Raw genomic sequence first — 23,304 nt, 5'->3', positions numbered from 1 at the left:
AGCGACCGGGCCCGGAGGACATGAGCGAAGCGCCGCTCTTCGCCGGACCGGTCAAGCACAGCGTCACTATCTCCGGTCATCAGACCTCGATCAGCCTGGAGCCGCTGTTCTGGGCGGCGCTGCGCCGTGCGGCGCAGGAGGATGGTCTGCCCGTCAGTGGCCTCATCGCGCGGATCGATGCGGAACGGATCGCCGGGTTCAGCGGGTCGGCTTCCAAGGAGGTTCCGGCCGCCAACCTGGCGAGCGCGATCCGGTGCTGGCTGTGGCAGCGCTATTGCGGCGCCGGGATCCTACCGCCCGAGTAACCCGCGCGCCTGGTTCGCAAGCTCGGCCAGCATGGCGGCGTGCACCACCGGGGCGGTGCGCGCGCGATGCAGCATGTCGCAGAATTGCTGTACTCGCTTGTGGTGGTTATCCACCCAGCGATCGATCTGGATAATCGGATCGCCCTTGCCCTGGCGCACCAGGAAATCGAGCCGCAACTGCTTCATGTCGCGCACGACGCCGGACATCAGCAGCCGCTCCCAGGGATCGGAAGGGGCGATCCGTGATGCGCTGGCCTGCAGCCAGTCCAGCCCGATCACGTCACCCAGCTTCACAAAGGCCATCGCCAGCATTTCTCCATCCGATTCCAGACGGGCGGACAGATACGCTAGTCCCACAGCGCCATCCATATAGGCGAGGAGGGTCGTGCGCCTGGCGATATCTTCCGGCGCGCCGAGCGCGACCAGCTCGTCCAGCAGGGCGCGGTTGCGCTGGCGCTGTTCTTCGGTGATCAGTGCCTCGCTCGCGCCGATCAGCCTTTCGACGCCTGTCTTCAGCTGGTCCAGTCCGGCCGTGGGCAAGGATCCGGTGGGCATGTTGCGCACGATATCGGCCATTTGCCCGGCCATGAAATAGGCGATTTTGCCGAGCAGGGTCAGCCGTGCCGCCTCCGGCATGGGAGTGGAGTCGATCGCGGCCCAGAGCTGGTCAACGTCGTAGATCCGCTCGGCCACGACAAAGGCGCTGGCCATGTCGGCAAGCGAGCAGCCTTCCTCCTCCTCCAGCTCGAACGGGTGAATGAGGCCGAGCCGGTTGACGATGCGGTTGGCGAGCTTCGTCGCGATAATTTCGCCGCGCAGCTGGTGCGAGACGATAGCGTCATGCTGGCTCTGCTGCATTTCCGGTGGAAAAGCGGCGATCAGGTCAGTGGTCGTCGCGGGATCGCTGGCAATATTGCTGTGCTCGATCGCGTCCTGGAGCGTCAGCTTGGCCGTCGAGAGCAGGACCGCGAGTTCCGGGCGTGTCAGCCCGCGTCCATCGGGAGCGCGGCGCAGCAACTGGTCGTTGCTCGCCAGCCCCTCGACCGCGCGATCCAGCTTGCCGGAGGCCTCGAACCGTTCGATCAGGTGGACGTAACCGGGCAGGCCCGCCGCTCCGGCGGACTCGGCGATCGACAAACCCAGCGCCTGAAGCCGATTATCCTCCAGCACCAGATGCGCGACGTCGTCGGTCATGCGGGTAAGCAGGGCATTGCGGTCTTCGAAGCTCAAACGGCCTTCCAGCATTTCGCGGTTGAGGGCGATCTTGATGTTCACTTCGTTGTCGGAGCAGTCGACACCGGCGGAATTGTCGATGAAATCGGTGTTGATCCGCCCGCCGCCGAGCGAGAAGGCGATGCGCCCCGCCTGCGTGACGCCCAGGTTCGCGCCTTCGCCGACGACCCGCACACGCAGGTCTTCCGCGTTGATGCGCAACCGGTCGTTCGCGGGATCGCCGACCTCGCTGTGGCTTTGCGACGCGGCTTTCACATAGGTGCCGATGCCACCGAACCAGAGCAGATCCGCCTGCGCGCGCAGCAGCGCGGAGATCAGGGCGACAGGCTCCATGTCCGTGTCCTGCGTGCCGATGATCGCCTGCATCTCCGGAGTGAGCGTTATGCTCTTGAGCGTGCGGGGGAACACCCCGCCGCCCTTCGAGATCAGCGACGTGTCGTAGTCGTCCCAGCTCGAGCGGGGGAGGGCGAACAGGCGCGAGCGTTCCGCCCAGCTTTTTGCGAGATCGGGATCGGGATCGATGAAGATGTGGCGGTGGTCGAACGCGGCGACCAGCTTGATCGCCTTGCTGAGAAGCATGCCGTTGCCGAACACGTCGCCCGACATGTCGCCGCAGCCGATGACCCGGATGCTCTCGCTCTGCACGTCGGTGCCCATTTCGGCGAAATGCCGCTGGACGGACACCCACGCGCCGCGCGCGGTGATGCCCATCGCCTTGTGGTCATAGCCGTTGGATCCACCGCTCGCGAAGGCATCGCCCAGCCAGAATTTGCGTTCCAGCGCGATGCTGTTGGCGATGTCGGAAAAGGTCGCGGTGCCCTTGTCGGCGGCAACGACGAAATAGGGATCGTCGCCATCGTGCACTACGAGCTGCGCGGGATGCTTGACCTTGCCCGCGACGATATTGTCGGTGACCGAGAGCAGCGCGCGGATGAAGATGCGGTAGCTTTCCGTGCCTTCGGCCAGCCACGCGTCGCGGTTCGTCGCCGGGTCGGGAAGCTGTTTGGGATAAAAGCCACCCTTCGCGCCGGTCGGCACGATCACCGCGTTTTTCACGCGCTGCGCCTTCATCAGCCCAAGAATCTCGGTGCGGAAATCGTCCCGCCGGTCGGACCAGCGCAGGCCGCCGCGCGCCACCGGCCCGGCGCGCAGATGGATGCCCTCGACACGGGGGCTGTACACCCAGATTTCCCGCCACGGCAGGGGAGCGGGCAGCCCCGGAATTTTCGCGCTGTCGAGCTTGAACGCCAGCGCCTCCCGCCCGGCGGGAAGGAAGAAATTGGTGCGCAGCGTTGCCTGAACGAACGCCCGAACCAGCCGCAAGATGCGGTCGTCGTCGATCGCGGACACCGCATCCAATCCTGCGGTCACGGCCTGATCGGCAGCACTCGCGGCGCTGTCCCGATCGCCGGAAAAAGCCGGATCATGACGGGCGACGAACAGGTCGATCAGCGCGCGGGTGATCGTCTGCTCCCGTCGCAACGTGTCGACGAACGTCGCCATTGCATAGAGCATCCCGGTCTGCCGCAGATAACGGTAGATCGCGCGGAACAGCACGACGGCCTGATGATCCAGCTCAGCCGACACGATCAGTTCATTGAACCGGTCGTCTTCCGCTTCGCCATTGATGACATTGGCCAGCGAATGACCGACCCGATCGGACCGGTCGAGCACGGCCTGTGCACTGCCGCCGTTGCGCAGGGCGAGCAGGAAACGCTGAATATGACCGAGCTTGCCGCGCTCGATCATCGTCGGCAGTTCCTCGATGGCTTTGAACCCGAAATTTTCGAGCGCGGGTACCGCATCGGAAAGCGCGACCGGCGCGTGGCTGTAGAGCTTCAGGCGCAGCCGATCGGCGCTGTCATCGCCGTTGCGGTAGAGGCGGATGCGTTTCTCGTCCTCCTCGCCCGCCAGCGCGTGCAGTTCGACGATGTCCAGCGCGGCCTCCTCCGGTCCCGCGCCGTTGCGATAATTGGGCGGGAAACCCGCGGCATATTTCTCCGCCAGAGCGGCGGCGCGTCCGGCTTCCTCGAAGTCGGCAAGTGCAGCTTCCACGGCGGGTACCCAGCCGCGCACCATATGCTTGAGTTGGCTGTCGAGCAGGGCCTCGTCCGGGACCACGCCGCCGGAACGCAGGTCGAGCGTGACGCGCAGCAGCGCGAGACCATTTTCCTCCATGGCGATCGACCAGCTCAACAGCGGCGCGTTGGCGGCATCGACCAGCATGTTCTGGATCGCCACGCGGCGCGCGGTCGACACGTCGTCGCGCGGCAGCCAGACAAAGGCGTACAGATGGCGGGCGAGCGCGGCGGTCGCCAGCACCAGCCGGGGACGGGGGCGGTCGGACAGCGACATGAGGGTCAGCGCCAGCCGTTCCAGAGTGGTCCGATCGAAACTGATGACGATGTCGTGGGGCAGGGTGGTGAGCGCGTGGAACAGCGCCTTGCCCGCGTGCCCCGACGGATCGAAGCGGAACTTGTCCATCAGCGAGGACAGGGCCGCGCGCAGCACCGGCACTTTGTCCGGCGGGCTGGCGAGCGCCGCGCTGGTCCACATGCCTGCGTGGATGGACAGGGCGGAAATCGTCTTGCCCTCGCGGACCGGGATGATGAACATGTCGATCAGGCTGTTGCGGTGGACGCGCGAGGCCTGATTGCTTTTTACGACCAGCGGGGTGCGCCCGCCTTCCTCGAACCACTCGAACGCGGCGGCAATCGTTGCCTCGCTCAGCAGGGGTTCGCCCCCCTGTTTTGTGGTGAGCGTGCAGATGCCGAGCGATTGCCCCACGCTCCCGTCGCGGCGGCGCAGCTCATAGCCCGTCTGCGTCAGGTTGCGGGAGAGCAGCCATCGCAGCAGGGCCGAGCCTTCATCGTCGGTCACCCGTTCGGCGTCCGCCGTGAGGGCATCCTGCATGCGTTTCCAGTCGGACACCGCGGCGCGCACATGGTCGAGGGTTGTCGTCAGCGCCTTTTCCAACGCCGCTCGCTGCTTGGCGTTGACCCGGTCGGTTTCGATGTAGATCAGGGATTCGCGGCGGCCGCCGGGCAGGTCGGCCGGTTGAAACCGGCCGAGAACGCCCTTTGCATCGCGCTCGGCACAGAGCACGGGATGGAGCAGGCGGTGGATCACCAGCCCGCATGCCGAAAAGCAGTTGGCGATAGAATCGACCAGGAACGGCATGTCATCGTTGATGACCGCGATCTGCATCAGGTGCATCCGGCCGCGATTGTGCTGCGCGCCTTTGACCTCGCTGCTTTCGATCTTGACGACGGGCTGACCGGGTTGGCGTTGCGAGGCCACCTCTGTCAGAAAGTGGGCGACCCGGTCCAGCGCCGCGGTTTCGAGCGCATCCGGCTCGCCGGGTAGCGCGCCATGGACGAGCGCCGCGCGCACGGGTTCAGCGAGAAGCGTGGCTTTTGCCTCCGCCCCCGTGCCGGATTCGATATCTGCCATGCCGTCTCTCCTACCCCGCCAGTATAACGGGCCTTTTCTCTTTATAGCAGTCCGACCGGCAGGGATGCACCGGCAAAAGTTCCTATTTGCGGCAGGCCGCGATCATCGTCTGTTGCGCGACCTTATCGTCGGGCGCCAACGCGCCGAGAATGGACAGGCTCCCGTCCGCTTCCCTGCGTGCGACCACGACCGCCATACCCTGTTCGTCGACCGGAAGGTCGACAATGGCAATGGGCTTGGCCTTGGCGAGCTTGCGCTTGGCCCGTTCCAGACTGCGGGTGGGCCGGACTTCGCCCTGGCGGCGAGCAATGCGCACGTCGCGCACCAGCCCCTTGAGGCCACCCTGGTAAAAAGCAAGCTGGCGACCCAGATCGCCCTTTCGCAGGCCTTCACCGGTGGCATAATCCAGGGCGAGCGCGTATTCCGCGAGCCGGGTTTTCTCGTAATCCGCGCCGAAGACCAGTTTGACGATCGCCGTAGTGGGCGAGCGCTCGGTCGCCACGATTCCCGTCCGTTCCAGAAGGGCGGCGTAATCGTCCGCCCGGTTGCGCGCGGCGAGCGAGAAGTCGTACGCAAGACTGATCGCGCGATAGAGAGCCGCGCGGCTGCGTGCATCGGTCTCGCGCGCTTCGATGGCGCTCTGGCGCGCAAGATCGAGGGCGTGATCGAGATCATCGTCGGCCTCGCGCACATCCAGAACATCGCCGATATCCGGTGTCTGTCCTGCCGAAACGAGCGTCAGTCCTCCGTTTCCGGCATCATCGTCCGGCAGAATGTCCTCGACGTCGAGGTCCATGATATCGTTGATGTCATCGAAATCGGCCATGAGTTCATCCAGAACGAGTTCGTCTGCGTCCTGATCGGACGAACCGTCGGCCGCCTCACTTTCGAGCTCGGTGAGGTCCAGCGTTGTTGTGGCCGCCGGATCCACGGGTTGCCCGCTCTCCTCGGTCGTGATGTCGAAGCCGAAATCATCCTCATCGGCGGCGGCGGGAGCCGCGTCCTCGATCATGTCCGATCCCAGCAGCATGGGTTCTTCGGCCTCACCGTCGCTGTCCGCATCATCATAGGACGAGCGAGGGAAGTCGACATCCGGCAGGTCGCTGGTTGCCGAGGGGCTGTCCGCCCACACGGGCGTGGTCGATGCGCCATGGGGCGCGAGCCGCAAGGCCTGCGCCATTTCCGCGCCCAAGGCGTCTGTTTCGCTCTGGCTGGCCAGCTCTTTCCAGCTCACCACACCATAGATGAAATCGATCGTTTCGTTGTCGGACGAGAACGGCATCAATATGCCGCGATAGAGGATCTCCGCCCCGCGCTGGTTGGTGAATTCGGCTTCGAAACCCACCGGCGCCGCGTTCGCGATGATCTGCAGATAATGGTCGGTCAGGCGGGTCAGCAGCGAGCGCGCGGGGACATCGGATGTGCGTTCGACCGGGCCGGTGACGCCGCATTGCTCACGCAGCGCCGACCCCAGGTAGATGATGGCCGGGTCTTCGATACCGAGCGAAAAATCGAGCAGCACGCTGTTGGGACCAAAGTCGGACACGTCTTCCGGGCTAAGATCTTCGATCGATGGGAAGGCGCGATGACCCAGCAACGACACCCAGTAATTATAGGCGCGGACATGCATGCGCCGCTCCGCAGCGCCGATGACCGGCGGCGCTTCGATCGCGCCATAATCATAGGCGTCGTCCGCTGCGATATTGTCCTGACCCTGCACGTTATCCATGGCCGCTCTTTCCGTGTGATCCCCACTCAGCCGACAATGTGGCTCCATGGTCAGTCTCGCACGGGCATGGTTAACAGATTGCTAAGCCCAGGACCATAATCATTGCCTCCAATCTGGCTTGTCAGCGTGCGGCAGTGCTGTTATGCGCACCCCCGTTGGCTGACGGCATCACCGGATGTTCGCCGTCGTTTTCGCCCGTGCCGCTTTAGCTCAGCCGGTAGAGCACATCATTCGTAATGATGGGGTCAGGTGTTCGAGTCACCTAAGCGGCACCACACAGTCTTTGATTTATGGAGCCAGTTTGGTCTCCTATCAGGACCGGCGACATTATCGCTGAATATCCGTAAGTTGTGTGGGAAGAGCGAGGGTATATGGTATCCAGAGACCGACTTGGCCCGCGGTAATGGCCCAGTTCGGCAGACTTTTCTCAAACCCCCGATTTCGTGGATTCCGGCTGCAGATGCGATGCTCGGGGTATGCTAAGGCTCAGTCGAACCCGAGGACGCGGCGCTGACCGGCCCAGTCGAACGGTATATTGGTGGCGCGCAGAAGCCTGCGCCCGGTGAGGTGCGGAGGCTGCCGCCCTTCGATGATGGATGTTTGGATATCCGGAGCAAGCCAAGCGATGCGCAGCAGCTGCCAGCGGTGCCGCTTGCCGTAGTGCGCCACGCTGGGATGCGGGATGCCGCTTTCGACCATATGCTGCGCCGCACGAGCATGGGCGATCAGCTTCAGCAGTACCGGATCGGCCTCACGTGTCTTTTCGCCACCGGGCGGGAGTGCGAGTCGTACATCGGAGCCGCGCCGGACAAGTCGTGCAGGGATTGTGAACTGCCGGCCTTGGTCCGACCCAAGCGATAGTGTGATGCATTCCCCGCCAAGCTGAACCCTCACATGCATTTCGAGAAGCGCTGAGCGTCGCTCCGTGATCGGGTAAGACGCCAGATCTTCCGCAAGATCGGTGCGCCGGGCAACGTCTGCAACAAGCGTATCAGCCTTGCTATCCGCTGTCATGGCATGGTCGCGCAGTGAACTCACGATCGTGCCAATCACAATCCGCTCGATCTCGCCAGCCGGCACCCGCCACGCACTCTGCCGATCCTCGCCCGGCGCGAGGCGAGAGATGTAATAGCGATATTGCCTTCCCTCCCGGCGCGTGTGGCTCGGGGTCATCGGTCGGCCTTCGGGATCGGTGATTATACCAGCGAGGAGACTGGGATTGCGGGCCTTGCGGCCAAGCTTGTGATCGCGACCATTGTCCCGCGCGATTGTCTGCGCCTTATTCCAGAGAGCCTCATCTATAATCGCTGCATGCTCGCCGTCATATAGTACATCGCGATGCCGCACCTTGCCGAGATATATCGGGTTCTTGAGCAACTGCGCCAATGGTCCCTTGGTGAAGGATATGCCGCCTATGATGCGTCCGTCCTTGTAGGTGCGCTGCTTGGTCCTGATCTCGCGTGTATGCAGGTCATCGACCAGCGCGGCGATCGAGCGAAGTGCGACATACCGTTCGAAGATCAGTTGTACTGTTGCCGCTTCTTGGTTGTCGATTACTAGCTTCCGGTTATCGAGACGATAGCCGATCGGAACCGGACCCCCCATCCACATTCCCTTGCGCTTCGAGGCTGCCACCTTGTCGCGGATCCGCTCACCCGTGACCTCGCGCTCGAACTGGGCGAAGGAGAGCAGCACGTTCAAGGTCAGCCGTCCCATGCTGGTGGTGGTGTTGAACGCTTGCGTGACGCTGACGAACGATGCCCCTGCTTTGTCGAAAATATCGACGATCCGGGCAAAGTCTGTGAGGGCACGGGTCAGGCGATCGACTTTATAAACTATGATCACATCCACTTTGCCCGCTTCGACATCGGCGAGCAGTTGCCTGAGCGCGGGCCGGTCCATCGATCCGCCCGACCAACCGCCATCGTCATACTGTTCCGGCACAAGCTCCCATCCTTCATGCGCCTGACTCATGATATAGGCGCAGCACGCCTCTCGTTGTGCGTCCAGACTGTTGAACGCCTGTTCGAGGCCCTCCTCGGTTGATTTGCGCGTATAGACGGCGCAACGCTTGCGCTCAGCCACGGAATGGTGCCTTTCGTTTGCGTAGGCCAAAGAAGCGTGGTCCCGACCAGTGCGCACCGGTGATGGCGCGCGCGATCTGGCTCAGGCTCTCATAGCGGCGCCCCTCGTGCTCAAAGCCATCGTCGAGAACCAGGACGTGATAGGTGCGCCCCTGCCATGATCGCACTAACCGGGTCCCGCTCTTGATCGTTAGATCGCGGGGGCTGGCAACCTCGCCGGTCTTCTCCAGCCGGGTAAGATACTTGTCGATCGCGCGCCGTGTCGCGACCGTCAGTCCACCTTGGACCCGCGTCTGCATGCGCCAGGCGATTCCGCGTCGGAGCAGGTCGGGGCCGATATCGGGAGCTGGCGATCGATATTGGACACGCCATGCCGCGCGCAGCTGCGAGGGTGTCATCTTCGCCAACGTGGCCATTTCATCGTCTAGATTGATCATGGAGCAATAACCTCCGGCACCGTCGGGGAGATACGATAGGCGCCGGAACCATCAGAACGCTGTTCCTTGGTCAGCTCCTTCCCCTTCTTGCGCAAGCCTGTCAGGAACGCTCGGCAGCTATGCGGCTGCCAGCCCGTGGCTCCACCGATCTCTGCCAGCGTTGCGCCCTTGGCCCGTGATAGCAGTTTCGTCACAGCCGCGGATTTTGTGGTGCGGTACTTGGTTGCGGTTTTTGTGCCGGAGAGGGGGGCAACATAGGCGGTGGCAGTGGTCGTAGATAGTTCTGTCGTTTCGATATTTTTCATGGGGTGATCTCCGTTCCGGAGCAGCATCGTGCTGCTCCCACCACCCACAGCCCCGCCGATCGATCGGTCAGGGCGGCGCCAGCCTCCTGGCCCGGCGCTAATCAGTCCGAACAGCAATGCTCCTATTACACAGGAAGTCGAGTGGAATGTCAGTTATGTCGGACGATCCGGAAAGTCCGCTATTCCATGATGCAGGCAGCTTAGCGGACTATCATTGTACTTATTTCCGATCACTAGGTCGGATGAGCAAGCGTCACATCCCTTTCATACCACGCTGGCAAAGGGCGCCCGGGTCGAGGGCGTACACAAGAAATACAGATCGCTACTGCGGAAGATCTGCGCTGGCGGCGTCTCATCCAAAATACTGGGTCGGCCGGGTGTTCGGCCATGCGCATCGAGGGTCACACTGTTTATGGACGAAAGCATTGCAGCGATTGCGCCCCTGATCGATCCTGCCCCCTTGCTGAGCGACGAACGCAGGTGGACCCGCATTGCCGGACCGCTAGTCTCGTTCCTCATCCTGCTCAGCGTCGTCTATCAATTGAAGTCGCTCAATGTCGCAGAACTAGAAGCGATTTTCCCGCGCCATCCGGGATTCTGGTTGCTCTTTTCTGCCTATTATCTGATGTCGCCCTTTTCGGAATGGATCATCTTTCGCCGCCTGTGGATATTGCCGGTCGGCGGTTTTGCGGCCCTATTGCGCAAGCTGATCAGCAACGAGATTCTGCTCGGCTATCTGGGCGAAGTCTATTTTTATGCCTGGGCGCGTCGGCATGCGTATGTCGTCGCAGCACCGTTCGGAGCGATCAAGGATGTGACGATCCTCTCGGCGCTGACAGGCAATATCGCGACGCTGATCCTGTTCCTGCTGGCCGCGCCCCTGCTGGGTTCGCTGCCCTTGGGTGTCAGCTCGCACACGTTCGTGCTCTCGGCAGGCTGCGTGCTGGCGACATCCTTTCTGCTAATGGTGCTTCGCAAGTCGCTGTTCACGCTGCCGCGCGACGCGCTCTGTTTCATCGGCGCGGTACACATGGCGCGGATTCTGGCCTGCGCGCTATTGGCAGCGCTAATGTGGCATATCCTGCTGCCCACGATGGCCCTGAGCTGGCTGCTGGTCCTGTCGGCCATGCGCCAGCTGCTGTCCCGCCTGCCACTGCTGCCGAACAAGGATCTGGTATTTGCGGGGCTGGCCACCTTTGTCGTCGGTCGTGACACAGAAATCGTAGCCGCCATGGCGCTGATGGCGAGCCTGATTCTGGCGGCCCATTTGGTCGTCGGCGCGTTGCTGGCGAGTAGCGAACTGCTACAGGAACGATCGGCGTGACGGGTATGCTCGCCGTTCTGACTGCGGGAGCGGCGCTCGCTTCCTCACCTGATCTGGGCAAGGCCGAAGGCCGTTGCGGTGCCGTGGAGAGGGGCCCTGCATTTCTGGTCGGCGTGAAAGGGCTGAAGGATCGGGCCGGGCAGCTCAAGCTGGAGCTTTACCCCGACAACGACACCGATTTTCTGGCGGATGACAATGTGCTGGTTGCCAGCGGCAAGACATTCCGCCGGGTCGAGGTCGCGGTTCCCTCAACCGGAGACGTTCAGCTGTGCATCCGGGCCCCCGCCCCCGGTGTCTATGCACTAAGCCTGCTGCATGATCGCAACGGCGACCGGCGCTTCAACCTGAACAGCGATGGTATCGGGTTCCCCGGCGATCCCAAGCTGGGCTGGTCGAAGCCACGGGCAGCGCTCGCACGGGCGGTAGTCGGTACGGTCCCCGCCCATATCGCGATCACGCTGCAGTACCGCACGGGACTTTTCCACTTCGGCCCGCTTAAGGAACGATGAAAGATGACGATGCGCATTGTGGATGTCTGCGCCTTCTACTCTCCGCATGGCGGCGGCGTAAAAACTTATGTGGAGCAGAAGCTGCGCGCGTCACGACCGGGAGAACAGCAGATCGTTCTGGTGGTACCAGGCGCACAGGACGCTGTTATTCCCCAGGAGTCGGGCGGGTTCATTCGCGTCGTAAAGGCACCGCTGTTTCCGCTCGACCGACGGTATCGCTATTTCCGGGACGAGACAGCGCTGCACGATGTTCTCGATGCGCTGGCGCCCGATTTGGTCGAAGTGTCCTCACCATGGAGCAGTCCCGCGATGGTCGCGCGTTGGCGAGGCCGGGTACCGCGCGCCCTTATTATGCATGCCGATCCGCTGTCTGCTTATGCGTATCGCTGGTTTTCCGGCGTAATGAAGCGCAACCAGATCGATCGCCAATTCGACTGGTTCTGGCGTCATCTGCGTCGTCTCGACGATCAGTTCGACATCGTCATTTGCGCCAACGGGCATCTGGGACGACGACTGGTCGAGGGTGGGCTGAAGAAAGTTCAAGTCGTCCCGATGGGAGTGCAGCCGAATCTGTTTTCGCCCTGTCTTCGCGACATCAGATTGCGTGCGAGGATGTTGGCGCGGTGCGGGCTGGACGAGCGCGCTACCTTACTGGTCGCCATGGGGCGGCATGGGAAAGAGAAACGATGGCCGATGGTTTTCCAAGGCGTAACGGCGGCAGGATTTGGCAATCCGGTCGGCCTCATCCTGTTCGGCGACGGACGATCGCGCGCCAGCGTGGTGCGGGCCGCAGCGCATAATCCTCATATTCACCTCGCCGCGCCTGTAAGTGACCGGCACATGCTGGCATCCATCCTCGCGAGCAGCGATGCGCTGGTCCACGGGTGCGAAGCCGAGACATTCTGCATGGCGGCAGCAGAAGCGCGCGCCAGTGGCTTGCCGATCGTCGTGCCAAACTACGGCGGCGCGGCCGACCAGTTCGTTCCGGGGCAGGGAGCCCTATTCACTGCCGGGAGCGCTGCATCGCTGGCCGACGCCCTGCGACACTTTCTTGCGGGTAATGTCTTCGGCGCGCGAGAGGCCGCAGTGGCGCAAGCGGACAGCATCCCATCCATGGACATGCATTTCCAGCGGCTTTTCTCCCTGTACCTCCAGCAACGCGATCGGATCAGCAATGCGGCATAATTCTATTCTTCACACGGGGCAGGTTCCCTTCGTACCGCGCGCTGCCAATGACGAGGCGGTGATCAATCGCCCTGCGCGAAGCATACACCGTCTGTCACATTGTGGTCTGAAAGCGCATGGGCACTGTAAAAGCTGGTCCATGTTCGCGCGAATTTTGTGGTTCCTGCTGAGAGCCCGAGACTGATGCCCCTGCAGAACCTTAAGACGACGCCCCGACCACATCTGCTGGTTTCGATCCACGACGTTAGCCCACGCACGCAGCCTGCGGTCGAACTGCTGCTCGACCGGCTGGCAGCACGAGTGCCCGTCACGAAGGTCGCCATGCTGGTAGTGCCCAACCACTGGGGTGAGGCACCGATCCTCCCCGGTTCGCCATTCGCAACGCAGCTGCGTGACTGGGCCGCCGATGGACGGGATATATTCGTGCATGGCTGGTATCACAGGGACGACAGCACGCACCGCTCGGCGCTTCACCGGGTAAAGGCGGGCTTTATGACGGCACGTGAGGGAGAGTTTCTCGGGCTGGACGCGTGCACCAGCCTGTCGCGTATGATAGATGGCAAGGCGCTGGTCGAACGCATCATCGAACGACCCGCGGCGGGTTTTATCGCTCCGGCCTGGCTCTATGGTGAAGAAGCGCGGACGGCGCTGATCCGGGCGGGCTTCGCTCTGGCCGAAGATCATTGGCGGGTCTGGCAGCCCCAATGCGGAACCGTCCTTTTCAGGGGCCCGGTGATTACTTGGGCGAGCCGCAGCCGCGCCCGTATCGCGTCCTCCCTGCTGGCGGCCCGCGCATTGCCTCAACTGTTGCGATCCGCTCCCGTCATCCGGGTGGCCGTCCACCCCGGCGACACTCATGTGCCCTCACTGATGAACAGCATCGACCGCACGCTCGAATATCTGGCCCGATACCGGATCATCAGCCGCTACATCGATCTCGCAAGCGAGGCCAAAGCTTGAAAATCCTGACCTTTCTACACAGTTTCGAACCGGGCGGCGTCGAGCGGATCGCGTTGCGTCTGGTACGACACTGGCGCAGCTCGGGGATCGAAGCATCCCTGTTCATGGGACGCGCCGATGGCGCTATGGCCGAGGATGTAGGAAAAGACCTTGATTTTTTAGCACCTCGCCAGCCCTTTTTCGATACGGCGGCTTGGGAAACACTATGGATGATGGTCACCTTGCCGGGCCATATTCGGCAGGAAAGGCCCGACATTCTGTTCTGCGCAGGGAATAGCTACACCGTGGTCGCAGTGGCACTGAAACTGATCCTCGGTGCCCGCTGTCCGCCGATCATCGCCAAGATCAGCAATGACCTTGATCGCCGCGACATGCCATTACCCTTGCGACTCCTGTATCATCTGTGGCTGCGAATTCAGGCGCCGTTTCTGGATCATGTCGTCGCGTTGGCCGATCCGATGACGCTCGAAATCAGCGGGCGCATGGGCAAATCCGACGCGCATGTGAGCGTTATTGCCGATCCGGCGCTTTCGCTGGCCATGATCGATACCGTGCGGGGAAAGGCGGCGCGATGCGGCGCCTCCGCCGGGCGCCATTTCGTGACCATCGGTCGGCTCGCGCCGCAGAAGAAATTGTCGGTGATGCTGGAGGCATTTGCACTGGGGCGGAAAAAAACGGACCGGCTGACTATCATCGGCGACGGTCCAGAGCGCACCAAGCTCGGCGCGCTAGCCGCGCGACTGGGCATCGCCGACATCGTAGAATTTAGGGGACACTGCGCCGAACCTGCCCTGTCACTGCGCGATTATGACATATTCCTGCTGTCGTCCGATTATGAGGGGGTACCCGCCGTTATAATCGAAGCCCTCGCTGCCAATCTGGTCATCATCGCGACCGACTGCAGCCGCAGCATGAAAGCGCTGTTAGGCCATGGCACCTTGGGTATGCTGGTTGCCCCTCGCGATGTCGCTGCCATGGCACAGGCGATCAACACAGCCAATCCAGCCAGCCAGAACGCGGAAGCGAGCCTGCTTCAGGCACGGTACTATACAATTGAAAAAGCGTCAGAAAACTACCTCCGACTCTTCCGCGCCTGCCTGCGGTAACGATGGATCTGCGAGGCCCTCCCGAAATTTTCTTTTCTATCGGACTGCGGAAAGCGGCGCGGCGCGGCGTCTTGCCTGTGTAACCTGGGAGCACCGCATGTTAGAAGCCGTGAGCAGACCATTGATCCAGCGTCGCTATCAAGAGGTGTTCGGTGCCGCCCCCGCGCCGGGCTTCAGTACATATATGACGGCGGGCAAAGACCGGCGGTGCAGTGCCGCACTGGGGTATCGCCGCGCCGACACTGCGCCGCTATTCCTCGAACGCTATCTCGACACAAGCATCGAAACACGGGTCAGCGCCGCTCTGGGTCGGGATGTCGCGCGCGGACAGATTGTCGAGATCGGCAATCTCGCTGCTGAAAATGCCATGGCGATGATTGCTCTATGGGGTGCAGCCGCCAATGATCTGGGCGGGTCCAGCGAAATCGCGGTGGCGACCCTGACGACGCCCCTGCGCGGCATGTTTGTGCGGATCGGCGTGCCCATCATGGAGCTCGCTCTTGCGCTGCCGGAGCGTCTGGGGGAGGACACGGCCGAGTGGGGAGCCTATTACTCCCGTGACCCGCGCGTGTGCATGGGCGTAATCACGCAAGGGCAACAAGCGCTTGCCACGTTCCTAGGCCGCCGTTCGCTGCGCAAGGTTGCCTGAATGTTGCTCGGGACACTCAGGGACCATGCTACCACAGCGCCGGACCGCATTGCCGTTGATCCGGTTTCGACCCCGCCCCTGACCTATGGTGCGCTGGCAGTAGCGGTCGAGGGTTTGGCTGAGCGCCTGATCACCCGCCATGACGCGGGGCGCCCGGTTGCGATGCAGACTGACCATGGCATCACAGAGCTTCTGCTGGAGCTGGCCTTGCTTGAAGCCTCAACCCCCGTGCTTTCGCTGCCGTCCTTCTTCACCACTGATCAGCTTCGCCACGCGATTGAAACATGCGGGGCGCAGGCGCTGTATCGCTCCGCCGATCCCGACAGTTTTGCGCCATGCGACGCGGTGCCGATCGCGCTGCCGACTGGCACCGCGCGGATCACTTTTACGTCCGGGTCCAGCGGGACGCCCAAGGGCGTGTGCCTGTCGGCAGCGCATATGATGGAAGTCGCCGCGGCGGTTGTCGATGTGGTCGGGCAGGACCATGCCGGGCGGCATCTCGCGCTATTGCCACCGGGCATATTGCTGGAGACAGTGGCGGGAATGTTCGCTACCCTGCTTGCAGGTGGCACCTATCTGTGCCCGCCCCAAGCGATGGTCGGTATGGCTGATCCGTTCCGTCCCGATGTTCCCGCGATGGTACGGGCCATCACGGAATGGAATGTCACATCGCTCATCATCGTGCCCGAATATTTGGCCGGGCTGGTCAGTCATATGGAGGCTCAGGGGACACGGCTGCCCACACTCACCATCGTTGCGGTGGGCGGTGCCCGCACGCCGCGCTCACTGCTCGATCGCGCCCGCGCGGTCGGATTGCCGGTGCGGCAGGGGTATGGGCTGACGGAGTGCGCCTCGGTCGTCTCGCTTGAGGACGCAGATGATGCTGCCCCAGGCAGTGTCGGTCGCCCCCTCTCCCACATGCACGCATCCATAGCAGTTGATGGGGAAGTGATGCTCGATGGACCGGTATGCCTCGGTACGGTGGGTGCGCTGCGTGACGCAGGGCCGTTCGCGACCGGTGATATCGGCCGTATCGATTCGCAGGGCCGCTTGTGGATCGAAGGACGCAAGTCGACCATGATCGTCACGAGCTTTGGCCGTAACATCTCCCCCGAATGGGTCGAGGAGGCGCTGCTGGCGCAACCCGGGATCGAACAGGCAATGGTGCATGGCGACGGCAGACCAATGCCCGAAGCCTTGTTGACACCCGCCTTCCCTGACGCCGATTTGGCCGCCGCCGTAACGGCCGCGAATGCGCTGTTGCCGCCCTATGCCTCCATTGGCGCATGGCGTGAGGTGGCACATTTCACGCCTGCCAATGGAATGCTGACCGGCAATGGTCGTTTGCGCCGAGGAGCGATTGCGCAGGCGTGGCTCTCGGGCGAGCCTACCTTTTTTCTGGAACTGGAAGCGGCAACGACACGCGAGCGGTTGCGCTTTCTGCAGATCCGACAGATTCAAGCGGGCCTCAAAGGCACGATCGACCGGAATGGCTATCTCGCCTACCTCGCCCAGGCCTATCATCATGTTCGCCATACCGTGCCGCTGCTGCAAGCCGCACGTGCTGGCCTTGCTCACCGGTCCGATCTTGCGGCCGCGCTTGACGAATATGTCGCGGAGGAAACCGGGCATGAGGAGTGGATCTTGTCCGACATTGCCATGGCGGGCGGGGATGCGGAGGCCGTGCGCCACAGTGCCCCCGCCGAACCGACCCGGGCAATGGTCGATCATGCCTATGCGCAGATTACTGCGGGCAACGCGATCGCATTCTTCGGCATGGTCTATGTGTTGGAAAGTGTGAGTGTGGCGCTGGCTTCACGCGGAGCGTCAGCGGTGGCGCAGCATCTTAGTCTGCCGCCGGAAGCCTTTACCTATCTCACATCGCACGGCACGCTCGATCAGGACCATATGCGCTTCTTCGCCCAGTTGGTGAATGGCCTCTCCGACCCTGCCGATCGCGCCGCAATCGTCCAGATGGCGAAGGATATTTTCTCCCTTTATGGCGCGGTGTTTGCGTCAGTTTCTCTGGAGGCTGCCCATGTCCCGGCTTGATGGCAAACATGTCGTGCTCACCGGCGCAGCGGGTGGATTGGGCACGCCGGTCGCGCGGATGCTGCGGGAACACGGCGCCCATGTCACCGGTATCGATCGTATCTCAAGTCCAGCCTGCCATGACAGCTTGATCGCCGATCTGTCGGATGAAAGCGCGCTGACTTTGCTGATGGACCGTCTGGCCAATGATGTGCCGGATATCGTTATCAACATGGCCGGAGTGATGAGCTTTGGCCTGCACGAAGCCCAGGATGTGTCCGCGTTGGCGCTGTGCTATCGGGTCAACCTGTTGGCTCCGTCGGTCATTGCCCGCGCCGTTGTCGGCCCCATGCGTGCGCGGGGCAGCGGGCAAATCGTCAACATCGGTTCCGCTCTGGGCGCGATCCCCTACCCGTGGTTCGCCGCTTATTCAAGCAGCAAGGCGGGGTTGGCAGGCCTGAGCCATGCGCTGCGCCGCGAACTGGCCGGGACCGGGATTGCCGTCACCCATATCAGTCCACGCGCCGCGCGAACACCGTTCAACAGCGCGCGCGTCAACCGCTTTCTGGACATCACCGGGATGAAAGCGGATGAGCCCGAACAGGTCGCTCGCTGCATTGTTCGCGCAATCCTCGCGCGCCGCAGCACCGTTACCATTGGCTGGATGGAAAGAATCTATACCGGGCTAAACACGCTGGCGCCAGGCGTCATCGACCGGGGCATTGCCCCGCAGATCCGGCGCGTGAACGCCGAATTTTCCTGACTATCGGAGAGATGAAATGAAAGAGCAGCTTCGCCCGCTAACCGCAGCCGTCTTGGCCGGCTTGTGTGTGGCACTTCCCGCCCCGGCCTTCGCGGGATTAGCAGAGGACGTGAAGGCGGTGAATGACAGTTGGGCACTCATTTCCTATCAGATGAACGGTTCCAGCCATCAAGCCGCCGCGCTCGCCCGGCTCGACAAGGTCGCTGCGGTGGTCGTCGCCCGCTATCCCAATCAGGCCGAGCCCTTGTTGTGGCAGGGTATCGTCCTCAGTGAGGAGGCGAACCGGGCCAATTTTTTTCATAAACTGGGGCTGGCGACACGCGCGCGGGATGTTCTGGCGCATGCCTATCAGATCGATCCGCGCGTGGCGAATGGCGGCGCAGCAATGAGCCTTGCGGTGCTCTACTACAAGGTTCCGGGATCGCCCATTGGCTTTGGCGACAAGAACCGTGCGCGCCAACTGCTGCAACAGGCGCTGGCACTCGACCCCGATGGTCTCGACACCAATTATTTTTGGGGCGACTTTCTGTCCGATCAAGGCGATGTCACCGGCGCGCGCGCGGCGCTGCAAAAGGCATTGCAGGCGCCGCATGATCCCGACCGCCCAGTATGGGACGCCGGTCGACGCCACGAAATACAGGCGCTGCTCGCCAAGCTGCGCTGAGCAAACCACCCGTGGATTGGGCGCGTAACATAGGCGAGCAGCTTGCCCATCCGGACGGCCTGTTCGGCAGCCTCGTCGGGTCGGTCATGGATGCGGCGAACCGCAAGCCAAGCCGGCTGGCCGTTGGCATTCTCAATGCTCGTGACGGCGAGCGGGTCCTTGACGCCGGTTGCGGAACTGGGGCCACGATGGCGCAGATGTTACGGAAAGGACGTTGCCATGTGACGGGTGTAGATCGCTCGGCCACCATGATACGCCGAGCCCGAGCACGCATGAAGGCGCTGGGCAAAACAAGTCTCTGTGAACTGGCGGTCGGCGAGATCGGGCACTTGCCTTTCGTGTCGAACAGCTACGACGCTGCGCTTGCGCTCAATGTCTTCTATTTCTGTGGCGACGATGGCGCGATGGTGACGGACCTGCGGCGCGTGTTGCGGCCCGGTGGACGGTTGGTCGCCTATGTTACTCATCGCCGATCGATGGCTGGCTGGTCCTTCACGAGCAAGGGCACTCACCGCCTGTTCGATCAGCGGGAGCTGACAGCCCTACTGGTGCAAGGCGGCTTTGATCCCACCCACATTCATGTAGAAGTCCACGAGATCGCACATAAAGTCGCTGGCCTGTTCGCGCTGGCGAGGGCATAATCACGGACGATGAACGGCACGCCCAACCGACCAGCGGAAGATACGGACGCGCCCGGGAAGGGGGGTGGCCTCGCCGCACTCTTCGAGCTGCATCGCGCAGAAATCATCCGCTTTTTGAGGGCGCGTTGCGGCGATTCCACCCAGGCCGACGATCTGATCCAGGAATTATGGATCAAGCTGGACCGGCACGCCAGCGGCCCCATCGCCAATGGCCGCGCCTATCTGTTCCGTATGGCCAACAATCTGGTGTTGGATAGCGCAAGGGCGCGGCAAAGGGCAATGGCGCGCGACCGGCAATGGCTGAGCGCCGACGACGGCGAGGACATCCATCCCGCAAACCGTGCGGATCCCTCCCTTCGGCAGGATGAGGCACTGGCCCGGGAGCAGGAGGAGGCATTGGTCCGTGACGCCGTCTCAGCGCTACCGACCGGCGCACAGCGCGCGTTGAGATTGCACCGGTTTGAAGGACTGGGCCATGCCGAGGTCGCTAACATCATGGGCATCAGCAGAAGCGGGGTGGAAAAGCATCTCGCCGTCGCCATGAAAAATTTGCGCGCATCGCTGGCGGACTGCGGATGGTTCGTGTCGGTGGCGTCTCAGGTACGTACCGATGAAGCAGGGGGAACACCGGAAACGGAAAACGGTCATGAACGGTGAGGACAGCATCATAGATCAGGCCGCCACCTGGCACGTCGCCAGCACGGATGACGCCATGGACTGGGACGGCTTTACCGCATGGCTCGAAGCGGACCCCCGTCACCGTGCCGCCTATGACGAGCTAGCGCTGGCCGGCAGCCTGTTCGACGAACATCGCAAAGTGTTGGGTACTGTAACCGAGCCTGCCGCGCCGGTTGCCGCACCTACAACCCGCTGGCGCGGCTGGGCCGCGGGTGCGCTGGCGGCCTCGCTCGTCGCCGGCCTCACCTTGCCATCGCTTTTGCGGGATGACGACCAGATTTATTCTACCGGTACAACCGGGCGGACGGTCACACTGGCCGATGGATCCAGCGTGGCGATGGCACCCCACAGCCGATTGACCGTTTCCGGCAAGGACGGTGAACGTATCGCCCTCTCCGGCGGCGCGTATTTCTCCATTCGCCATGATCCGGGCCGTTCACTGTCAATCAGCGCCGGTCCAGCGGAGATCAGCGATATCGGTACAGTCTTCGACGTCCAGAGTAGCGGTCAGGCGGTCCGCATCGGCGTTGCCGACGGGCAGGTGAGCGTGAAATTTGCCAATGTGTTCGGCGAGCCATCGGTCGTGGGCAAGGGCGGCACACTGTCATACGAAGGGGCAGGAGGGCGCGTGCTCATCCGCACCGCCGATACATCCGACATTGGCGGCTGGCAGAAAGGCCGGTTAAGCTATCAGGATACGTCGTTGCGGCTGGTCGCGGCGGATTTGGAGCGCTATGCGGGGGTCAATCTTGTTGTGCCGGACACCTTGCAGGGGCGGCGTTTTTCGGGGACCCTGGTAATCGGGAATGGGCAGGCGGCGCTTCGAGATCTTTCCCAGCTTATGGGGCTGGAGCTGGCGCGTGACGCTGGGCATTATCGCCTCGTCGATCGCGCTCACTGACGGTTTCGCCCAAACACCCCGTCCACCGCGTATCGACATTGACGTTCCCGCCCAGCCATTGCTGGCCGCCCTTGCGGAACTCTCGCGCGAAACCGGCATATCCATTGGGACTGAGGGCAGCTTGCCACTGACGCGGGCAAACACCGTCCATGGGCATATCACAGTGGGTGATGCTCTGAGCCGCATGCTGGCCGGATCCGGCCTTGCCGCCCGCCATGTCGGCCCCACGGCCTGGCGGATCGAGCGGATGATCGCCAAACCTCTGTCAGACAAATGGATGGCGCCAGCCCTCCAGTCTGCGGTGTCAGAAATTATCGACCCTGCCCCGATTATCGTAACCGCGACCAAACGCGACATCGCCCTACTCCGCCTGCCCCGAGCCCTTTCCATCGTTCAGATCGGTACTCTGCAAGGGCGCGATCCCGGCACCGGAACCGCTGGTGTGGCGGAAGCAACCGAGGGGCTTGCAATGACGGCGTTGGGGCCCGGGCGCAACCGCATGTTTCTGCGCGGCGTCGCCGACAGCCCGTTCAATGGCGACAGTCAGTCGACCGTAGCGATCATGCTCGACGACACTCGCCTCACCTATTCCGCACCGGACCCTGACCTGCGGCTGGTCGATATCGAGCGGGTGGAACTGCTTAAAGGGCCACAAGGTTCGCTCTACGGTTCCGGCGCGTTGGGTGGGGTCTATCATATCGTCACGCACCGTGCGGTGATCGACGAGACCAGCGCCACGGCATCAGCCGGGGTGAGCACGGTTTCGGGCGGCGGCACTGGCTATTCCGGGACAGCGGTCGCCAACATCCCGTTGCTCGCGTCCCGCGCGGCGCTGAGGACGGTGGTCTACTTCGCGCAGGAACCAGGGTGGATCGATACCGGCCCGCGCCGGAATACGAACAGGCTGGGGCTGCTTGGTGGCCGCATGGCGCTGGGCGTGGAGACATCCGGAGGCTGGCGCGCCGACCTGACCGGACAGTTCCAGTTGCTCGAAGCCAAGGATAGCCAATATGTCTATGCTTCAGGCGCACGAACCCGTCCCGCGCAACAGCAAGAACCACACGACAATGATCTGAGCCATTTTTCCTCGCGCATAGCGGGACGCGTGGGGGCTGCCGATCTGGTACTTGCAAGTGGTGTGACCTGGCACGAGGTGCGCGACAGCCTTGACGCGACGATCGGCGCGGACAGTTTTGGTCTGCTCGATCCTGCGCTGTTGATCGACACGCGCCGGTATAGGCTGTGGGATAGTGAGGCGCATCTGGCCGGCCATTGGGGCCTTGCCAGCTGGCTGATCGGCGTGTCGCATATTCAAGCACGACAGCATGTGGAACGCACCCTTGTTGGCATCTCGACCACTCAACTAGCAATTGAAAACAGCCGCAGGGTTGCATCGGACAGCGCGGTGTTCGCGGACATCACCGTCCCGGTTGGTTCCTCGCTGGACATCGAAGCGGGCGCGCGCCTGTTTCGTGGGGTTATCAGCGATAGCCGGGCAACCGGTGGGGCAACCGACGCGGGCGAGTTGCGCAAGACGGGCCTGACTCCGAGCATCGCACTTTCGTGGCATCCCGGATCGGACAACCTGCTGTTTGTGCGCTATGGGTCAGCATCGCGCCAAGGCGGACTGGAAAACAACAGCGGGAGGCAGCCAAAGCACTTCGCGGGAGACGAGCTGGCGACGCTGGAAGCGGGATGGCGTCAGCTGAGCAGTGGCGGTCGGGTGGTCGACATCAGCAGCTATTTTACGTGGTGGGACGACATGCAATCCGACGAATTGCTGCCCAACGGGATTACGCGAACCCGCAACGCCGGGCGTGCGCAGATCATCGGGCTGGAGGGGGCCGTCGATCAGCCGCTTGGCAATGGTTGGAAATTCACCGCGGGCGCAACCGTTCAGGACGCTCGGCTGGTTCGCAATAATCTGGGAACGGAACTGCGAGACCGGAGATTGCCCGTCATTCCCCAATATACCATCCGGGGATCCATGGAAAAAACGTTCCGTGTGACGAACACAACAGGCGCGGTTAAATTCGGACTGCGCTATCTCGGCCCTGCCCGCCTCAGTTTTGATCCCGCGCTTGACCGCCCGATGGGTCGCGTGCTGGATAGCCGTATCGAAGTCCATTTTGACCTTCACGGGTGGACGTGGGGGATCGTTGCAGAGAACATCCAGAACGGCCATGACGACAGCTTCGCCTTCGGCAATACTCTGCGCGCCGCCACGATGAGCCAGTATATTCCGCAGCAACCCCGCGAGCTGTCCCTCACCCTCGCCTGCCATTTCTGATGACGGACGAAGGGATCGATGCACAAATCATAACGCACCGACTTTGAAGCAACACCG

The 23,304-nt window shown here is 62.6% G+C and carries 19 protein-coding genes and 1 tRNA gene; 15 read left to right on the top strand and 5 right to left on the bottom strand.

From position 1 onward, the window contains the following. The first annotated feature begins 20 nt into the window (after window positions 1-20). On the top strand, window positions 21-305 hold the full coding sequence (locus FHS92_RS11915; RefSeq protein ID WP_184080868.1) for a ribbon-helix-helix domain-containing protein: 285 nt from the start codon (window positions 21-23) through the stop codon (window positions 303-305). Here the strand turns inward: FHS92_RS11915 and FHS92_RS11910 are convergent. Both FHS92_RS11910 and FHS92_RS18370 read right to left on the bottom strand, forming a co-directional pair. Next, window positions 291-4,991, bottom strand: a complete 4,701-nt coding sequence (locus FHS92_RS11910; RefSeq protein WP_184080866.1) for an NAD-glutamate dehydrogenase — start codon at window positions 4,989-4,991, stop codon at window positions 291-293. The two genes, FHS92_RS11915 and FHS92_RS11910, sit on opposite strands and share 15 nt — an antisense overlap. Before the next feature lie 82 nt (window positions 4,992-5,073). After that, window positions 5,074-6,720 (bottom strand): PAS domain-containing protein, encoded by a 1,647-nt coding sequence (locus FHS92_RS18370; protein WP_246351953.1) that lies wholly within the window; start codon window positions 6,718-6,720, stop codon window positions 5,074-5,076. Between the two features lie 199 nt (window positions 6,721-6,919). On the opposite strand from FHS92_RS18370, the gene FHS92_RS11900 reads away from it, so the two are divergent. Further along, window positions 6,920-6,995 (top strand) — tRNA-Thr (locus FHS92_RS11900). 211 nt (window positions 6,996-7,206) lie between these two features. Here the strand turns inward: FHS92_RS11900 and FHS92_RS11895 are convergent. Genes FHS92_RS11895 through FHS92_RS11885 form a run of 3 tightly spaced genes read right to left on the bottom strand, consistent with a single transcriptional unit; the run spans window position 7,207 to window position 9,546 of the window. After that, complete coding sequence (locus FHS92_RS11895; protein WP_184080864.1) at window positions 7,207-8,805, bottom strand: recombinase family protein; 1,599 nt, start codon at window positions 8,803-8,805, stop codon at window positions 7,207-7,209. After that, the gene (locus tag FHS92_RS11890) at window positions 8,798-9,241 is read right to left on the bottom strand and encodes a DUF2924 domain-containing protein (protein ID WP_184080862.1); all 444 of its coding nucleotides are present in this window, start codon (window positions 9,239-9,241) and stop codon (window positions 8,798-8,800) included. Before FHS92_RS11890 ends, FHS92_RS11895 begins: the two co-directional genes overlap by 8 nt. Further along, a complete protein-coding gene (locus tag FHS92_RS11885) occupies window positions 9,238-9,546 on the bottom strand; it encodes a DUF3489 domain-containing protein (protein ID WP_246351952.1) in 309 nt (102 codons plus the stop codon). The genes FHS92_RS11890 and FHS92_RS11885 overlap by 4 nt, the downstream gene beginning before the upstream one ends. Window positions 9,547-9,958: 412 nt before the next feature. On the opposite strand from FHS92_RS11885, the gene FHS92_RS11880 reads away from it, so the two are divergent. From FHS92_RS11880 to FHS92_RS11820, 13 genes are all read left to right on the top strand, one after another. After that, complete coding sequence (locus FHS92_RS11880) at window positions 9,959-10,870, top strand: hypothetical protein (RefSeq protein ID WP_184080858.1); 912 nt, start codon at window positions 9,959-9,961, stop codon at window positions 10,868-10,870. Window positions 10,871-10,875: 5 nt separating this feature from the next. After that, on the top strand, window positions 10,876-11,379 hold the full coding sequence (locus FHS92_RS11875; RefSeq protein ID WP_184080976.1) for a DUF2141 domain-containing protein: 504 nt from the start codon (window positions 10,876-10,878) through the stop codon (window positions 11,377-11,379). A 3-nt stretch (window positions 11,380-11,382) separates the two neighbouring features. After that, window positions 11,383-12,564 (top strand): glycosyltransferase, encoded by a 1,182-nt coding sequence (locus FHS92_RS11870; RefSeq protein ID WP_246351951.1) that lies wholly within the window; start codon window positions 11,383-11,385, stop codon window positions 12,562-12,564. Between the two features lie 183 nt (window positions 12,565-12,747). Continuing rightward, a complete protein-coding gene (locus FHS92_RS11865; RefSeq protein ID WP_184080856.1) occupies window positions 12,748-13,524 on the top strand; it encodes a DUF2334 domain-containing protein in 777 nt (258 codons plus the stop codon). Further along, window positions 13,521-14,630, top strand: coding sequence for a glycosyltransferase (locus FHS92_RS11860; protein ID WP_184080854.1), 1,110 nt, complete (start codon window positions 13,521-13,523; stop codon window positions 14,628-14,630). The genes FHS92_RS11865 and FHS92_RS11860 overlap by 4 nt, the downstream gene beginning before the upstream one ends. A gap of 97 nt (window positions 14,631-14,727) precedes the next feature. Continuing rightward, window positions 14,728-15,279, top strand: a complete 552-nt coding sequence (locus FHS92_RS11855) for a thermostable hemolysin (RefSeq protein WP_184080852.1) — start codon at window positions 14,728-14,730, stop codon at window positions 15,277-15,279. Further along, on the top strand, window positions 15,280-17,331 hold the full coding sequence (locus FHS92_RS11850) for an AMP-binding protein (RefSeq protein WP_184080850.1): 2,052 nt from the start codon (window positions 15,280-15,282) through the stop codon (window positions 17,329-17,331). It begins immediately after the preceding gene. Continuing rightward, on the top strand, window positions 17,318-18,073 hold the full coding sequence (locus FHS92_RS11845; protein ID WP_184080848.1) for an SDR family NAD(P)-dependent oxidoreductase: 756 nt from the start codon (window positions 17,318-17,320) through the stop codon (window positions 18,071-18,073). The genes FHS92_RS11850 and FHS92_RS11845 overlap by 14 nt, the downstream gene beginning before the upstream one ends. Window positions 18,074-18,089: 16 nt before the next feature. Further along, window positions 18,090-18,737: a tetratricopeptide repeat protein gene (locus FHS92_RS11840; RefSeq protein WP_184080846.1), complete on the top strand. Its 648-nt coding sequence runs from the start codon at window positions 18,090-18,092 to the stop codon at window positions 18,735-18,737. Window positions 18,738-18,748: 11 nt separating this feature from the next. Beyond that, entirely contained in the window at window positions 18,749-19,378 is a 630-nt protein-coding gene (locus FHS92_RS11835) for a methyltransferase domain-containing protein (protein WP_184080844.1), read from the top strand. Between the two features lie 9 nt (window positions 19,379-19,387). Then, on the top strand, window positions 19,388-20,035 hold the full coding sequence (locus FHS92_RS11830; protein WP_184080842.1) for an RNA polymerase sigma factor: 648 nt from the start codon (window positions 19,388-19,390) through the stop codon (window positions 20,033-20,035). Next, window positions 20,025-20,957 (top strand): FecR family protein, encoded by a 933-nt coding sequence (locus FHS92_RS11825; protein ID WP_246351950.1) that lies wholly within the window; start codon window positions 20,025-20,027, stop codon window positions 20,955-20,957. Before FHS92_RS11830 ends, FHS92_RS11825 begins: the two co-directional genes overlap by 11 nt. Then, the gene (locus FHS92_RS11820; RefSeq protein WP_184080840.1) at window positions 20,917-23,247 is read left to right on the top strand and encodes a TonB-dependent receptor domain-containing protein; all 2,331 of its coding nucleotides are present in this window, start codon (window positions 20,917-20,919) and stop codon (window positions 23,245-23,247) included. The genes FHS92_RS11825 and FHS92_RS11820 overlap by 41 nt, the downstream gene beginning before the upstream one ends. Window positions 23,248-23,304 lie beyond the last annotated feature (57 nt).

The organism is Sphingobium subterraneum, from assembly GCF_014199435.1.
GTDB lineage: Bacteria > Pseudomonadota > Alphaproteobacteria > Sphingomonadales > Sphingomonadaceae > Sphingobium > Sphingobium subterraneum.
This window is presented reverse-complemented; position numbering and strand designations above follow the sequence as displayed.

Coding starts and splice junctions, on each gene's coding strand:
- FHS92_RS11915 (WP_184080868.1), top strand. CDS start 21: ATGAGCGAAGCGCCGCTCTTCGCCGGACCGGTCAAGCACAGCGTCACT.
- FHS92_RS11910 (WP_184080866.1), bottom strand. CDS start 4,991: ATGGCAGATATCGAATCCGGCACGGGGGCGGAGGCAAAAGCCACGCTT.
- FHS92_RS18370 (WP_246351953.1), bottom strand. CDS start 6,720: ATGGATAACGTGCAGGGTCAGGACAATATCGCAGCGGACGACGCCTAT.
- FHS92_RS11890 (WP_184080862.1), bottom strand. CDS start 9,241: ATGATCAATCTAGACGATGAAATGGCCACGTTGGCGAAGATGACACCC.
- FHS92_RS11885 (WP_246351952.1), bottom strand. CDS start 9,546: ATGAAAAATATCGAAACGACAGAACTATCTACGACCACTGCCACCGCC.
- FHS92_RS11880 (WP_184080858.1), top strand. CDS start 9,959: ATGGACGAAAGCATTGCAGCGATTGCGCCCCTGATCGATCCTGCCCCC.
- FHS92_RS11875 (WP_184080976.1), top strand. CDS start 10,876: ATGCTCGCCGTTCTGACTGCGGGAGCGGCGCTCGCTTCCTCACCTGAT.
- FHS92_RS11870 (WP_246351951.1), top strand. CDS start 11,383: ATGACGATGCGCATTGTGGATGTCTGCGCCTTCTACTCTCCGCATGGC.
- FHS92_RS11865 (WP_184080856.1), top strand. CDS start 12,748: ATGCCCCTGCAGAACCTTAAGACGACGCCCCGACCACATCTGCTGGTT.
- FHS92_RS11855 (WP_184080852.1), top strand. CDS start 14,728: ATGTTAGAAGCCGTGAGCAGACCATTGATCCAGCGTCGCTATCAAGAG.
- FHS92_RS11850 (WP_184080850.1), top strand. CDS start 15,280: ATGTTGCTCGGGACACTCAGGGACCATGCTACCACAGCGCCGGACCGC.
- FHS92_RS11845 (WP_184080848.1), top strand. CDS start 17,318: ATGTCCCGGCTTGATGGCAAACATGTCGTGCTCACCGGCGCAGCGGGT.
- FHS92_RS11840 (WP_184080846.1), top strand. CDS start 18,090: ATGAAAGAGCAGCTTCGCCCGCTAACCGCAGCCGTCTTGGCCGGCTTG.
- FHS92_RS11830 (WP_184080842.1), top strand. CDS start 19,388: ATGAACGGCACGCCCAACCGACCAGCGGAAGATACGGACGCGCCCGGG.
- FHS92_RS11825 (WP_246351950.1), top strand. CDS start 20,025: ATGAACGGTGAGGACAGCATCATAGATCAGGCCGCCACCTGGCACGTC.